Here is a 12,663-nt window from a genome sequence, read left to right as displayed (position 1 = left end):
ACACGGGGCGCGGAGGACGGGAGAGGGGGAGATCAGGTACCCGTCCTCCGCCGCTGTTCAGCCCTCGTCTGTCCGGCTCAGCCGGAGATCTCCTTGCGGTCGGATCCGCCGCCGATCGCGATCTTGCGGGGCTTGGCGCGCTCGGTGATCGGGATACGCAGGGTGAGCACGCCTGCGTCGTAGTCGGCCTGGATGTGCTCGGTGTCCAGCGTGTCGGCGAGCACGATCTGGCGGGAGAAGACGCCCAGCGGCCGTTCCGACAGCTCCATCTGCACGTCGTCGGCCTTCGTCGCGGGCCGGCGTTCGGCCTTGACGGTCAGCATGTTCCGTTCGACGTCGATGTCGATCGCGTCCGTGCTGACGCCGGGGATGTCGAAGGCCACCACGTACTGGTCGCCCTCGCGGTAGGCATCCATCGGCATCGGGGACGGCCGCGACCAGGTGCCCGGGCCGAGCAGCTGCTGTGCCAGCCGGTCCAGCTCACGGAAGGGGTCAGTGCGCATCAACATCGGAAAACACCTCCAGGAAGGGTTCAGGCAGTTGCTGCCAATGCGCCTCACTGAAACCGTTGTAACATGTCATCCAATGGATGACAAACATGGTGTCGTCCAAAGGACGACTACCTGAGGGAGGTGCCCATGACCCCGGCCGACCAGCCGGCACCGTCCAGCGCCGACACACAAGGCCCGGCGTCGTTCCTCGCCGCCGCGGCAGCCCTGCACGCCATAGACGACGCCCTGCATGCAGCCCGGCACGAGGTCCCCGGCACGGCCGAGACCCATGACGTCGGCCCGGAACAGGCGCTGGCCTCTCTTCTGCTGCTGCGGCAGGTACGCGAGCAGCTCGCCGGATGGGAAACGGGCCTGATCGAAACCGCCCGCCAGGCGGGTGCCAGCTGGGCCGACCTCGCCCACCCCCTCGGCGTCGCCAGCCGCCAGGCCGCCGAACGCCGCTACCTGCGCGGCCGTCCCGGCCCCGCAGGAACCACCGGCGAACAACGCGTCCAAGCCACCCGTGAACGCCGCGCCGCCGAACGCACCACCGCCGCCTGGGCCCGCCGCAACGCCGCCGACCTGCGCCGCATCGCCGGCCAGATCACCGCCCTCACCGACCTGCCCACCGTGGCCCGCAAGCCGCTCAGCCAGCTCCACGCGGCCCTCGCCCACGACGACCCCGCCGTCCTCATCCACCCCCTCAACGCCACCCGACCCCACCTCACCCCCGACCACCCCGACCTCGCCGCCCAGCTCGATGCCCTGACGAACCCGGCGGCCCCCGACTGACTGGATCTCGCACAGCGGCAGGGCTCGTAGGGCTGCGCCCGGATGGGCAGGTCGTGCGGCGCGTGAGCCGCTCGGGCCTCGGTGCGACCGAGGCCCGGCCGACACGGAAAGGGGCCGGAGCGGAGCTCCGGCCCCTTCACGGGGTGGCTGCGGCTCAGGCGGCCGCGGTCTCGCCCACGTTGCCGTGCAGACGGGCGACGACCTCGGTCAGCTGGGCGGCGACCTCGGCGTCGTCCACCGGGTGGGTCTCCGCGAAGCGGACCACGGAGCCCGGGATGGACAGCTTGATGTCCTCGACCACCTTGCCGCCGGCGATGCCCACGGCCTTGCGGGCCTCGTCCTGCGCCCACACGCCGCCGTACTGGCCGTAGGCGGTGCCGACCACGGCGACGGGCTTGCCGCCGAAGGCGCCGGCGCCGTACGGGCGGGACAGCCAGTCGATGGCGTTCTTCAGGACGGCCGGGATGGTGCCGTTGTACTCGGGCGAGAACAGCAGGAAGGCGTCGGAGGCCTGGGCGGCCTCACGCAGCTTCGCGGCGGTGGCCGGGACGCTGCCCTCGGTGTCGATGTCCTCGTTGTAGAACGGGATCTCGGCCAGGCCCTCGAAGAGCACGACCTCGGCGCCCTCGGGAGCGAGCTTGACGGCCGCCTCGGCGAGCTGGCGGTTGTGCGAACCGGCGCGGAGGCTGCCGACGAGCGCGAGGATGCGAACAGACATGGGGAACTCCAAGGGGCTGAAACATCGCTGTTACGATCCGGACCGGGGTCCGTTTAAGTGTGTACCACCCTAACCGGACCACGGTCCAGTTTTCTTCCCGATGCTTTACGCTGGGTTCATGTCCGCCGCGCTGCCGCCCTTCCCCATGCCCGAGGAGCCCCTCGACGCGCCTGAGCTGCTGCAGGTCGCACCCCCCTCCTCGGAGGAGCCGTGCCTGCGCGCCGACGCGGCCCGCAACCGGGCCGCGCTGCTGGAGGCCGCCGCCCGGCTGATCGCCGAGCACGGGGTGGCCGGCGTCACCATGGAGGCCGTGGCCGCGGCGGCCAAGGTGGGCAAGGGCACCGTGTTCCGCCGCTTCGGCGACCGTACGGGGCTGCTGATGGCCCTGCTCGACCACGCGGACCGGCGGCTCCAGGCCGACTTCATGGGCGGGCCCCCGCCGCTGGGCCCCGGAGCGCCGCCGGTGGACCGGCTCCGGGCCTTCGGCGTGGCGGTGCTGTACCGGTCGGCCGAGCAGCTCGACCTCCAGCTGGCCGCCCAGCCGGAGCCCACCCGCCGTTTCTCCCATCCGGCGATGGGGGCGCGGCGCATGCACGTCACGATGCTGCTGCGGCAGATCGTGCCGGACGCCGACTGCGAACTGCTGGCCCAGACACTGCTGGCCTCGCTCGACCCGGCCCTGATCCACTACCGGACCCGGCAGTGCGGGATGCCCATGGCGCGGCTGGAGGCCGGCTGGATCGACCTGGTCGCCCGGGTGACCGGCACGGAGCCGCTCCGCTGAGGACCGGCCGCCGGCGCCGGGTGCCGTGGCGGGCATCGCGTCGCGGACGGGCCGGCCCGCAGGCGCGGCAGGCAGCATCCCTTCGCCGGCCACCGCCGCGCTCACCGGAAGCCGACGGTCCGCCCCCGTCAGGTCCGCTTCGGCGAACGGCACACCCGGGCAGGCGGGTCGGGCGGCGGAGAGCAGCGGGCGCGCCGAGCGGTTCGCCGGTGTCGCGGACGTACACGTACCGCGAGGCCGGGCCGGTGTCGAGCTCCTGTGCGGGGCGCCGCATGGTCACGTGCGCGGCCCTTCCGCGCACAGGGTCGCGACGGCGGCGGTGACGATGCCCTCCGCGCCCGCCCGCGAACCCGTTTTCGTCGAACGGTGAACCAGCTTGCCCCGCCCGCTTCCCGCCCCCGCCCCTCTGCCAAGATGCGGTCTGTCATGGTGCAGATACCGAACACGCCCACGAGCGCCGACGTCGCCCGCCTGGCCGGAGTCTCGCGCGCGACCGTGTCCTATGTCCTCAACAACACCAGCGCCGTCCGGATCAGCGAACCGACGCGCCGGCGCGTCCACGAGGCCGCGCGGGAACTGGGGTACGTGCCCCACGCCGCCGCCCGCAGCCTGCGCGCCGGACACAGCCGTATGGTCCTCATGCCCGCCCCCGCGGTCCCGGTCGGCCCCCTGTACAGCCGGTTCCTCGACGAACTCCAGCAGGCACTCGGCCGCCTGGACTACACCGTCGTGCAGTACGGCACGGTCGGCCTGCACGGCGACGAGGCCGCCCGCGCCTGGGCCGAGCTGCGGCCCGTCGCCGTCCTGGTACCCGGCGCCGAACTGGGGCCGCGGGGCGTGGCGGTGCTCAAGCGCTCCGGCGCCCGGGCCGTGGTCACCCTCGGCCCCGTGCGCGTCGACGGCGCACACGCCCTGCTGATGGACCACGACGCGGTCGGCCGTTGCGCGGGCGCCCACCTCCACGCCGCCGGCCGGCGCCGGATCGGTGTCGTGGTGCCCGAGGAGCCCGGCCTGGAGGCCTACTCCCGGCCCCGGCTCGCCGGCGTGCGCGAGGCCGTACACGGCACGGACGTGGCCGTCACGGAGCTGCCGCTGGCCTACACCGAGCAGGCAGCCGCTCAACTCGCCGTTCACTGCCGGGAGTTGAATCTCGACGCGGTCTTCGCCTACAACGACGAGTACGCGATGCTGCTGATGCGGGCCCTGCAGGACGAGGGACTGCGCATCCCCGAGGACATGGCCGTGATCGGCGCCGACGACCTGATGCTGGGGAGGCTGCTGCGGCCCCGGCTCAGCACGGTCCACATCGAGCTGCCCTCGGGCCGTGACCTCGCCGAACTGGTCGACCGCGCGGTGCGCGACCCCGGCGGTGAGCCGGAGGTGCACGCAGTGCTGGGGGCCTCGGTGATCCGGCGCGAGTCCAGCTGACCCGTCCGGCCGAGGCCCCCGGCCCGTGGCGCCGCCGCCGCGTTACTGCGCCCCGCCCTGCTGGGCGGCGACGCTCTTGCGGACCTCGTCCATGTCCAGGTTCCGGGCCTGCCCGATGATGTCCGTCAGCGCGGCCTCGGGCAGGGCACCCGGCTGGGAGTACACGGCGATCTTGTCGCGCACGATCATCAGCGTCGGGATCGACCGGATCTCGAAGGCCGCCGCCAGCTCCGGCTGGGCCTCGGTGTCCACCTTGCCGAAGACCAGGTCGGGGTTGGCCTCGGCGGCCTTCTCGTAGACCGGCGCGAACTGCCGGCACGGCCCGCACCAGGACGCCCAGAAGTCGATGAGAACGAACTCGTTCTCGGTGACCGTCTGGTCGAAGTTCTCCTTGGTCAGCTCCACGGTGCTGCTCATGGTGTGAATCCCTACTTCCCGGTGTGGGGGTGTGCCGTCGGCGGAAACACGGCCGTCGGACCGCCTATTCCACCCGCGCACGCCTGTGTTCCGCGCACGTACCCGTGTGGCCGCCGCGCACACCACCCACCAGACTGACCCCATGACGGAAACGGAATCCATCGCGTACGACGTCGTGGTGCTCGGGGCCGGGCCCGTGGGGGAGAACGTCGCCGACCGCACGCGCGCGGCCGGCCTCACCACCGCGGTCGTGGAGAGCGAGCTGGTAGGCGGCGAGTGCTCGTACTGGGCGTGCATGCCCAGCAAGGCCCTGCTGCGGCCGGTGATCGCCCAGGCGGACGCCCGCCGCCTGCCCGGCCTGGCCCCGGCGGTCCAGGGCCCGCTCGACACCCCGGCGGTCCTCGCCCGCCGGGACGAGTACACCTCCCACTGGAAGGACGACGGCCAGGTCGCCTGGGTGGAGGGCATCGGCGCCGACCTGTACCGCGGCCACGGCCGGCTTGCCGGCCCCCGTACGGTCACCGTGACCGCCCCCGACGGCACGGTCACCACCCTCACCGCCCGGCACGCCGTCGCCGTCGCGACCGGCACCCGCGCCCAGCTGCCCGATCTGCCGGGCCTGGCCGAGGTGCAGCCGTGGACCAGCCGCGAGGCGACCAGCGCCAAGGCGGCCCCCGCCCGGCTGATCGTCGTCGGCGGCGGTGTCGTCGCCACCGAGATGGCCACCGCCTGGCAGGCCTTCGGCTCCCAGGTCACCCTCCTCGTCCGGGGCAAGGGGCTGCTGAACCGGATGGAGCCGTTCGCCGGGGAACTCGTCGCCGAGGCACTCACCGAGGCGGGCGCGGACGTCCGCACCGGTACGTCGGTGGAGTCCGTCACCCGCCAGAACGGCACGGTCGTCGCCGTCACGGCCGCCGGCGACCGGCTGGAGGCCGACGAGATCCTCTTCGCCACCGGCCGCGTCCCGCACACCGACGACATCGGCCTGGACACCGTCGCCCTGGAACCCGGCTCCTGGCTGGATGTGGACGACAGCCTGCGCGTCACCGGCACCGACTGGCTGTACGCCGTCGGCGACGTCAACCACCGTGCCCTGCTCACCCACCAGGGCAAGTACCAGGCCCGTATCGCCGGCGCCGCCATCGCGGCCCGCGCCGCCGGCGGCACCCCGCCGGAGGAGCCCTGGGGCGCGCACGCCGCCACCGCCGACCATCACGCCGTACCCCAGGTCGTCTTCACCGACCCGGAGGCCGCCGCCGTCGGTCTCTCCCTCGCCGAGGCGGAACAGGCCGGGCACCGCGTCCGCGCCGTGGACGTCGAGTTCTCCTCGGTCGCAGGCGCGGGCCTGTACGCCGACGGCTACAAGGGCCGCGCCCGGATGGTCGTGGACCTGGAGGAGGAGATCCTGCGCGGCGTCACCTTCGTCGGCCCCGGCGTCGGTGAACTCATCCACTCCGCGACCGTCGCCGTCGCCGGCCGCGTCCCGGTCGGCCGGCTGTGGCACGCCGTCCCGTCGTACCCGACGCTGAGCGAGGTGTGGCTGCGGCTGCTGGAGGCGTACCGGGACAACTGACCGCGGATGTACGGCAGTCAGGGCGCTCGGGGCGGTTACGGCAGCTCGAAGCCGAGGGCCGCGGCCGCCGTCTCCGGCGTCGGCTGGGCCCACAGTGCCGCCACGGCCTCGTTGGTGGACAGCGACCTCAGTTCGGCGCGGTCCAGGTAGAGCATGCCGTCGAGGTGGTCCGTCTCGTGCTGGACGATACGGGCGGGCCACCCGGTGACCACCTCGTCCAGCGCGCGGCCCCGCTCGTCCAGGCCGCGCAGCCGTACCTCCGCGTGCCGGGCCACCACCGCCTGCCAGCCCGGCACGCTCAGGCAGCCCTCGAAGAACGCGGCACGCGCGCTGCCGACGGGCTCGTACACCGGGTTGACCAGGACCCGGAACGGCTGGGGCACCCGGCCCCGGGTCACGGCGATCTCCTCGGGCACCGGCGCCGGGTCCTCCATGACCGCGATCCGCAGGGGCACGCCGACCTGCGGCGCGGCGAGGCCCACGCCGGGCGCGGCGTGCATGGTGTCGCGCAGGGCCTCGATGAAGCGCGCCAGCAGGGCGGGGCCGAGCTGGCCGTCGTACGGCTCGGTGCCGCGCCGCAGTACCGGCTGTCCGGCGGCGACGATGGGCAAGGGGCCGCCGGCGGCGAGGAGTTCCTCGACCCGCTCGGCGAGCGGCGCGTGATCAGGGGAGGGTGCCATCGCGCCAGGATGCCATGCCCGCCCGCCGCCCCCGGCGCGGGCGGTCGTGCCGAGGGCCCGGTCCCCGTACGGGAACCGGGCCCATCCTGTGCCGTTCAGTCCTGCGGGAAGTCGCCCGCGAGCGCCGAGGCGATCCGCAGGTGCGCTTGTGCCTCCTCGTGCCGGGCCTGCCGTTCGAGGGTGCGGCCCAGCAGCAGCCGGGCGTAGTGCTCCACCGGGTCGCGTTCCACGATGACTCGCAGCTCGGCTTCGGCGCGGCGCAGTTGGGCCGAGTGGTAGTAGGCGCGGGCCAGCAGCAGCCGGGGTCCGGTCTGCTCCGGCACCTCCTCGACCAGCCCGGTCAGCACCCGTGCCGCACCCGCGTAGTCCTTGGCGTCGAAGAACTGCTGCGCGCGCTCCCAGCGCTCGGCCGGCGTGCCGTGGTCGTAGTACGTCGTCTCCACTGTCGACCTCCTTCGGAGGCCACAACGGACCGCAGTTGTTCAATATTCCACTAACTGTTCCGTGTGCTCAGAGCGGCCAGCTCCGCGTCGGCCCGCTCCGTGATCAAGGCCAGGACGCGCCCGGCCACGGCCCGGTCCTCCTCGGAGATGCCCGCGTAGATCCGGGCGGTGATCGGGGCGGTCGCGGCGGAGGTCGTGGCGTACAGCTCCCGTCCGGCGTCCGTGACGCGCACCTGGGACGGCTCCTCGGCCGACACCAGCCTGGCGGCCGTCAGCGCGTCGATCGCGCGGTGGGCGTCGGCCTCGGCGACCTTCACCGCGCCGACGACGTCGGCGACGAGGCCGGCCCGCTCGACCGGGCCGTCGGCCACGACCGTCAGCCGGAGCGTGACGGACTGCAGGAAGTCGATGCCGTGCCGGACGAGGACGCGCTCCAGGATCGCCCGGCCCGCGTAGTGGGCGAGGGCGATGACGCGGGGGTCGACGCGGGGTGCGGTGGTGGTGGTCATGGCTGCTCCGTCTCGTGATCGGTGGTGCCGAACGGGTCAAGCGGTGCGTCGAGCAGGGTTGTGAGCTCGCGGGTGAACTCCCGCGTGCGCGGGCTGTCGAGTCCGCCGAGCGGGGCCAGCAGCTGCCGCAGCAGCCCCTGGACGACGCCGATCGCCTTCGCGGTGACCTCGCGTCCCTGCTCGGTGAGCGCCAGCTGGACGGCGCGCGGGTCGGCCGGATCCCGGGTGCGTTCGAGAAGGCCGGCCGACTCCAGGCCGCGGGCCAGCTTGGAGACGTAGAGCGCCTCCAGCCCGATCTGGTCGGCGAGCCGGCGCTGGCTGGGCCGCAGTCCGGTGCGGTGCATGCCGTACAGCGAGGCCAGCAGCGCGTACTGCGCGTGTGTCAGCCCCAGCGGGGCCACCGCGCGGTCCACCGCGACCCGCCACTTCATCGACAGCCGCCACACCAGGAAGCCGGGCGTGGCTCCTTCGGAACCGTTGCTCATGGCAGATACAGTACATGGCTACTATGTACATGGCTACTGTTTTGATGGCGGTCCGCCCCGGCCGTGGTCCGCGTTTGCGGGTGCCGTCTGCCGGGGCGAGCGCCGAGCCCGCCCCGGCAGACGGCCCGGCCTCAGGCCAGGTGCTCGTCCTCCGGCGCCAGCAGGACCGGCGTGCGGCTCGTGTGCGCGACGGCGTCGCTGACCCGCGGGGTGAACAGGGCTTCCACGGCGCCCCGGTGATGGGGGCTCAGCACGATGAGGTCGGCGCCGAACTCCGCGGCCGACTCGGCGATCGTGGTGGCGACCTGGGTGGTCAGGCCGCGGACCAGCGCGCCGTCGGCCTTGACGTCCAGGTCGCCCAGGGCCGCCACGGCCTCGTCGAGCACGGCCCTGCCCTCGGCGTCGTCCTCCAACGGGACGACCGTGGCGAGCGTGGCGGCGGACGCGATGACATGCAGGACCCGGACCTCGGAACCGGCCAGCCGGGCCAGCTCGCCCGCCAGCCGTACGGCGGAGTGACGGGCGGGACCGGAATCGACGGCGACCAGGATGCGCTGGAACATGGCTCTTCTTCCTCTTGCTCAGCGAGCTGACGAGCGACGCCGGCACCCGGCGCCACCGGCTGCAACATCCGTGAGGTCGGCGGACTTCCCGGGTTCCGCGCCGAGATCGTCCCGTTCACCGACCGCCGCGGGACGGACCGGATTACGGTGCTGCCATGCCCCACGCCCTCCCGGATCGCGCGCCGGACGCCCCGGACCCCGCACTGATCGAACGCCTCCACCGCGACCTGCCCGGGGGACGCGTCGTCACCGACCCCGCCCTGCTGGCGGGGTACGCGCACGACGAGGCGGAATGGGCGCCCCACGGACGGCCCGCGGCACTGGTGCGGCCACGCACCGCCGAGGAGGTGCGCGCGGTCGTCCTCGCCTGCCTCGACCACGCGGCCCCGGTGGTGCCGCGCGGGGCCGGCACCGGGCTGTCCGGCGGCGCGAACGCCGTCGACGGGGCGGTGGTGCTGTCCACCGAGGCCATGACGGCCGTCAAACGCATCGACCCGCTGGAGCGGCTCGCGGTCGTCGAACCCGGCGTCGTCAACGAGGACCTGCGCACCGCCTGCGCCGCGCACGGCCTGTGGTACCCGCCGGATCCGGCCAGCGCCCGCTGGTCCACCATCGGCGGCAACGTGGCCACGAACGCGGGCGGAATCTGCTGTGTGAAGTACGGCGTCACCCGCGACTACGTGCTGGGCCTGCAGTTCGTCACCGGCACCGGGGAACTCGTCCGGGTCGGCCGCCGTACCGCCAAGGGCGTCGCGGGCTACGACCTCACCGGCCTGATGGTCGGGTCCGAGGGCACCCTCGGCGTGATCACCGAGGTGACGCTCCGGCTGCGGCCCGGCCGCCCGCCGGAGCACACGGTGGCCGGGTACTTCTCGTCCGTCGTGGACGCGGGCCGCGCGGTCGCCGCGGTGGCCGCCGCCGGAGTGACCCCCTCCGCGCTGGAACTCATCGACCGGTACTGCCTGGAGGCCGTCGACGCGTGGAAGCAGATGGGGCTGTCCGCCGACGCGGACGTCGTCCTGCTCGGCCGCACCGACGCGCCCGGGAAGGCGGGCGAGGAGGAGGCCGAGACCGTCCTGCGCTGTTTCGAGGACGCGGGTGCCACCTGGGCGGCCCGCTCCACCGACCCGCAGGAGGCGGACGCGCTGTTCGAGGCGCGCCGGCTCGCCTACCCGGCCCTGGAACGGCTCGGCCCCGTGCTCACCGAGGACATCTGCGTACCGAAGTCCGCCGTCCCGGAGATGCTCGGCCGCATCCACGCCCTCGCCGAGCGGTACGACACGCTCATCGCCAACATCGCCCACGCCGGGGACGGCAATCTGCACCCCCTGCTGATCACCCCGCCCGGCGACGAGGCGGCGCGGGAACGGGCGCAGGCCGCCTTCCGCGAGATCATCACCGAGGCCCTGGCGCTCGGCGGCACGGTCACCGGGGAGCACGGGGTCGGCCTGCTCAAGCGGGAGGGGCTGCGCGCCGAGCTGGGCCCGGAGGTCATGGCCCTCAACCGGGCGGTCAAGGACGCCCTCGACCCCCACGGCCTGCTCAACCCGGGCAAAGTGCTCGGCCGGTGACGCGGCCCCTGCCGAGTTAAGGTCGCCGGTATGACCGACAACTCCCTGCGCACCGTCACCGTGGAGCGCACCAGCACCGGCCACTTCACGGCGACGAACACCCGCGGCGGCACGATCTCCTTCGGCACCGGCGCCGCGGGTGACACCGAGTTCACCCCGGTCGAGCTGCTGCTGGCGGCACTCGGCGGCTGCACGGCGGTGGACGTGGACATCGCGACCGGCCGGCACGCGGAGCCCACCGCCTTCACCGTCGACGTGCGGGGTACGAAGGTCGACGACGACCTCGGCAACCGCCTCACGGACCTCGCCGTCACCTTCCACGTCACGTTCCCCGACGGCGAGGGCGCCGAACGGGCCCGCGCGATCCTGCCCCGGGCGGTGAAGACCTCCCACGACCGCCTCTGCACGGTCAGCCGCACGGTGGAGACGGGAACACCGGTGACGGCGACGGTGGAGCAGGCCTGACACCTGCGCCTGCTGCGATCCGGTCCCGAGGCACCCGGGATCCGGGTGGAACTCACCGGACTGCTCGACCGGCTGAAGACACGGACCGGGCCGCCGTTCCGGGCGCGCCGCCGCCCCCGCCCCCGCTAGGTTGTGCCGCATGAGCAACCTTGACCGCGCGCCCGTACCGAGCGTGTGCGGCGGCCGCGGATTCGTCGTCGCCGAACCCGTCCGCGAGCTGCTGAGCCCGCGACACGTACAGCTCGGGGAATCCACCGAAGTGCGCCGGCTGCTGCCGAACCTCGGCCGGCGCATGATCGGCGCCTGGGCATTCGTCGACCACTACGGCCCCGATGACATCGCCGACGAGCCCGGCATGCAGGTACCCCCGCACCCGCACATGGGCCTGCAGACCGTCAGCTGGCTGCACGAGGGCGAAGTGCTGCACCGCGACTCGACCGGCAGCCTCCGCACGATCCGCCCCCGCGAACTCGGGCTCATGACCTCGGGCCGTGCAATCAGCCACTCGGAGGAGAGCCCGAAGTCGCACGCGCGCTACCTCCACGGCGCGCAGCTGTGGGTCGCGCTGCCCGACGCGCACCGGTACACCGACCCGGCGTTCGAGTATCACGCGGAGCTGCCGACGGTCACGGCGCCCGGTCTCACGGCGACCGTGATACTCGGCGACCTCGACGGCTCGGCCTCCCCGGGTACGACGTACACCCCGATCGTCGGCGCCGACCTTGCCCTCGCCCGCGGCGCCGACGTACGGCTGCCGCTCGTACCGGACTTCGAGTACGGCGTGCTCGCGATGTCCGGCGAGGTGCACGTCGACGGCGTGCCGGTGCTGCCGGGCTCGATGCTCTACCTCGGCTGCGGCCGCCGCGAGCTGCCGCTGCGCGCGGAGTCCGACGCCGGCCTCATGCTGCTCGGCGGCGAGCCGTTCGAAGAGGAACTGGTCATGTGGTGGAACTTCATCGGACGCACCCAGGACGATATCAAACAGGCCCGGGAGGAGTGGATGAGCGGGTCGCGATTTGGGGAAGTGAAGGGGTATGACGGAGACCAGCTGCCTGCACCGGAGCTGCCGGCGGTGCCACTGAAGGCGCGGGGTCGAGTGCGCTGAGCTGGGATTTTCGTACCGACGCGCTCATAGCTGGGCGAGGTGAAGCGCACCCCGCCCAGTTCTCTTCGACCACTTGAGCAAACCCCCTTTACGCCACCCGTTCCACTCCACCTTGAAATGCAAGTTTCGCCAGCCGTAGTCAGTTTTGGTCGGACTGATGCTGACCCAATGCTGACTTTGCTGACAAGTAGTCAGGTGGCTCTCGGGAGTCCGCTCGCACTTCCCACATCCCACTCACCTCTGCGCTCTCGAACTTGCGTCACGAGTCGTCAGCGGATCGCCCTGCCCTCAGCGAGCTCGGATCCCTGCTCTCTTCGGAACCTTGCTGACCGCAGCCCCGGTTATGAGAACTCCACAAACGCAGCGCGCGCAACGTGGCCCGCCGCGCCTGAACAGGCAACCGTCAGCCCGGACGCTTAGGACCTGTCGGCCGAACATGGCGACAGCCCGGAGACCCCCATACCCGTGGCCATCGAAACCAGCCGCGGCCTGCTCGTGGCCGCCCTGCGCACCGGCAACCGCAAGGTCTTCGCGATCAACCCGCTCGCCGCCTCCCGCTACCTATCAGTTACGTGGAATCTGATCAGAGGAGTGATGCTGCTTCTCTCGATCTCACTGCGTACTGGGGGAGGGGCATTG

The 12,663-nt window shown here is 72.8% G+C and carries 15 protein-coding genes and 1 pseudogene; 8 read left to right on the top strand and 8 right to left on the bottom strand.

All coding sequences use genetic code 11. From position 1 onward, the window contains the following. Positions 1-77 precede the first annotated feature (77 nt). Positions 78-509, bottom strand: a complete 432-nt coding sequence (locus tag LE548_RS02860) for an Hsp20/alpha crystallin family protein (RefSeq protein ID WP_225094995.1) — start codon at positions 507-509, stop codon at positions 78-80. Between the two features lie 129 nt (positions 510-638). On the opposite strand from LE548_RS02860, the gene LE548_RS02855 reads away from it, so the two are divergent. Further along, positions 639-1,283 (top strand): type III effector protein, encoded by a 645-nt coding sequence (locus LE548_RS02855; RefSeq protein WP_225094994.1) that lies wholly within the window; start codon positions 639-641, stop codon positions 1,281-1,283. A gap of 154 nt (positions 1,284-1,437) precedes the next feature. On the opposite strand, the gene LE548_RS02850 is transcribed toward LE548_RS02855, so the two are convergent. Continuing rightward, on the bottom strand, positions 1,438-2,001 hold the full coding sequence (locus LE548_RS02850; protein ID WP_225094993.1) for an NADPH-dependent FMN reductase: 564 nt from the start codon (positions 1,999-2,001) through the stop codon (positions 1,438-1,440). Between the two features lie 100 nt (positions 2,002-2,101). On the opposite strand from LE548_RS02850, the gene LE548_RS02845 reads away from it, so the two are divergent. Both LE548_RS02845 and LE548_RS02840 read left to right on the top strand, forming a co-directional pair. Continuing rightward, positions 2,102-2,785 (top strand): TetR family transcriptional regulator, encoded by a 684-nt coding sequence (locus tag LE548_RS02845; RefSeq protein WP_225094992.1) that lies wholly within the window; start codon positions 2,102-2,104, stop codon positions 2,783-2,785. Positions 2,786-3,199: 414 nt separating this feature from the next. Further along, on the top strand, positions 3,200-4,213 hold the full coding sequence (locus LE548_RS02840; RefSeq protein ID WP_225094991.1) for a LacI family DNA-binding transcriptional regulator: 1,014 nt from the start codon (positions 3,200-3,202) through the stop codon (positions 4,211-4,213). 42 nt (positions 4,214-4,255) lie between these two features. Here LE548_RS02840 and trxA read toward each other — a convergent pair whose 3' ends face one another. Next, positions 4,256-4,630 carry a thioredoxin gene (gene trxA, locus LE548_RS02835; protein ID WP_225094990.1) on the bottom strand — a complete coding sequence of 125 codons (375 nt, stop codon included), beginning with the start codon at positions 4,628-4,630 and terminating at the stop codon, positions 4,256-4,258. A gap of 142 nt (positions 4,631-4,772) precedes the next feature. On the opposite strand from trxA, the gene LE548_RS02830 reads away from it, so the two are divergent. Then, positions 4,773-6,203, top strand: a complete 1,431-nt coding sequence (locus LE548_RS02830; RefSeq protein ID WP_225094989.1) for an NAD(P)/FAD-dependent oxidoreductase — start codon at positions 4,773-4,775, stop codon at positions 6,201-6,203. 35 nt (positions 6,204-6,238) lie between these two features. Here the strand turns inward: LE548_RS02830 and LE548_RS02825 are convergent, their stop codons facing one another. The 5 genes from LE548_RS02825 to LE548_RS02805 form a co-directional block, all read right to left on the bottom strand. Beyond that, positions 6,239-6,883 carry a peptide deformylase gene (locus tag LE548_RS02825; RefSeq protein WP_225094988.1) on the bottom strand — a complete coding sequence of 215 codons (645 nt, stop codon included), beginning with the start codon at positions 6,881-6,883 and terminating at the stop codon, positions 6,239-6,241. Between the two features lie 95 nt (positions 6,884-6,978). Further along, entirely contained in the window at positions 6,979-7,326 is a 348-nt protein-coding gene (locus tag LE548_RS02820; protein ID WP_225094987.1) for a tetratricopeptide repeat protein, read from the bottom strand. A gap of 50 nt (positions 7,327-7,376) precedes the next feature. After that, complete coding sequence (locus LE548_RS02815; protein ID WP_225094986.1) at positions 7,377-7,835, bottom strand: MarR family transcriptional regulator; 459 nt, start codon at positions 7,833-7,835, stop codon at positions 7,377-7,379. Further along, on the bottom strand, positions 7,832-8,320 hold the full coding sequence (locus tag LE548_RS02810; RefSeq protein WP_225094985.1) for a MarR family winged helix-turn-helix transcriptional regulator: 489 nt from the start codon (positions 8,318-8,320) through the stop codon (positions 7,832-7,834). The genes LE548_RS02815 and LE548_RS02810 overlap by 4 nt, the downstream gene beginning before the upstream one ends. 131 nt (positions 8,321-8,451) lie before the next feature. Next, positions 8,452-8,883: a universal stress protein gene (locus LE548_RS02805; RefSeq protein ID WP_225094984.1), complete on the bottom strand. Its 432-nt coding sequence runs from the start codon at positions 8,881-8,883 to the stop codon at positions 8,452-8,454. A 155-nt stretch (positions 8,884-9,038) separates the two neighbouring features. Here LE548_RS02805 and LE548_RS02800 point away from each other — a divergent pair, with 155 nt between their 5' ends. The 4 genes and pseudogenes from LE548_RS02800 to LE548_RS02785 all read left to right on the top strand — a co-directional run. Continuing rightward, positions 9,039-10,454 (top strand): FAD-binding oxidoreductase, encoded by a 1,416-nt coding sequence (locus LE548_RS02800; protein WP_225094983.1) that lies wholly within the window; start codon positions 9,039-9,041, stop codon positions 10,452-10,454. A 30-nt stretch (positions 10,455-10,484) separates the two neighbouring features. After that, positions 10,485-10,919 (top strand): OsmC family protein, encoded by a 435-nt coding sequence (locus tag LE548_RS02795; RefSeq protein ID WP_225094982.1) that lies wholly within the window; start codon positions 10,485-10,487, stop codon positions 10,917-10,919. A 139-nt stretch (positions 10,920-11,058) separates the two neighbouring features. Further along, positions 11,059-12,024, top strand: a complete 966-nt coding sequence (locus tag LE548_RS02790; RefSeq protein ID WP_225094981.1) for a pirin family protein — start codon at positions 11,059-11,061, stop codon at positions 12,022-12,024. Between the two features lie 420 nt (positions 12,025-12,444). Beyond that, positions 12,445-12,585, top strand: a pseudogene (locus LE548_RS02785) (IS110 family transposase); the annotation flags it as partial. Positions 12,586-12,663: the final 78 nt, after the last annotated feature.

The organism is Streptomyces sp. CoH27 (genome assembly GCF_020181035.1).
GTDB lineage: Bacteria > Actinomycetota > Actinomycetes > Streptomycetales > Streptomycetaceae > Streptomyces > Streptomyces camelliae.
Note: the sequence above shows the minus strand (reverse complement) of the source record. Positions and strands in the feature narration are given on the sequence as shown.

What these genes read in the sequence shown, in the direction of transcription:
- LE548_RS02840 (WP_225094991.1), top strand. Translation starts at nt 3,200, where the DNA reads ATGCGGTCTGTCATGGTGCAGATACCGAACACGCCCACGAGCGCCGAC.
- LE548_RS02810 (WP_225094985.1), bottom strand. Translation starts at nt 8,320, where the DNA reads ATGAGCAACGGTTCCGAAGGAGCCACGCCCGGCTTCCTGGTGTGGCGG.
- trxA (WP_225094990.1), bottom strand. Translation starts at nt 4,630, where the DNA reads ATGAGCAGCACCGTGGAGCTGACCAAGGAGAACTTCGACCAGACGGTC.
- LE548_RS02815 (WP_225094986.1), bottom strand. Translation starts at nt 7,835, where the DNA reads ATGACCACCACCACCGCACCCCGCGTCGACCCCCGCGTCATCGCCCTC.
- LE548_RS02855 (WP_225094994.1), top strand. Translation starts at nt 639, where the DNA reads ATGACCCCGGCCGACCAGCCGGCACCGTCCAGCGCCGACACACAAGGC.
- LE548_RS02845 (WP_225094992.1), top strand. Translation starts at nt 2,102, where the DNA reads ATGCTTTACGCTGGGTTCATGTCCGCCGCGCTGCCGCCCTTCCCCATG.
- LE548_RS02795 (WP_225094982.1), top strand. Translation starts at nt 10,485, where the DNA reads ATGACCGACAACTCCCTGCGCACCGTCACCGTGGAGCGCACCAGCACC.
- LE548_RS02830 (WP_225094989.1), top strand. Translation starts at nt 4,773, where the DNA reads ATGACGGAAACGGAATCCATCGCGTACGACGTCGTGGTGCTCGGGGCC.
- LE548_RS02825 (WP_225094988.1), bottom strand. Translation starts at nt 6,883, where the DNA reads ATGGCACCCTCCCCTGATCACGCGCCGCTCGCCGAGCGGGTCGAGGAA.
- LE548_RS02805 (WP_225094984.1), bottom strand. Translation starts at nt 8,883, where the DNA reads ATGTTCCAGCGCATCCTGGTCGCCGTCGATTCCGGTCCCGCCCGTCAC.
- LE548_RS02790 (WP_225094981.1), top strand. Translation starts at nt 11,059, where the DNA reads ATGAGCAACCTTGACCGCGCGCCCGTACCGAGCGTGTGCGGCGGCCGC.
- LE548_RS02850 (WP_225094993.1), bottom strand. Translation starts at nt 2,001, where the DNA reads ATGTCTGTTCGCATCCTCGCGCTCGTCGGCAGCCTCCGCGCCGGTTCG.
- LE548_RS02800 (WP_225094983.1), top strand. Translation starts at nt 9,039, where the DNA reads ATGCCCCACGCCCTCCCGGATCGCGCGCCGGACGCCCCGGACCCCGCA.
- LE548_RS02860 (WP_225094995.1), bottom strand. Translation starts at nt 509, where the DNA reads ATGTTGATGCGCACTGACCCCTTCCGTGAGCTGGACCGGCTGGCACAG.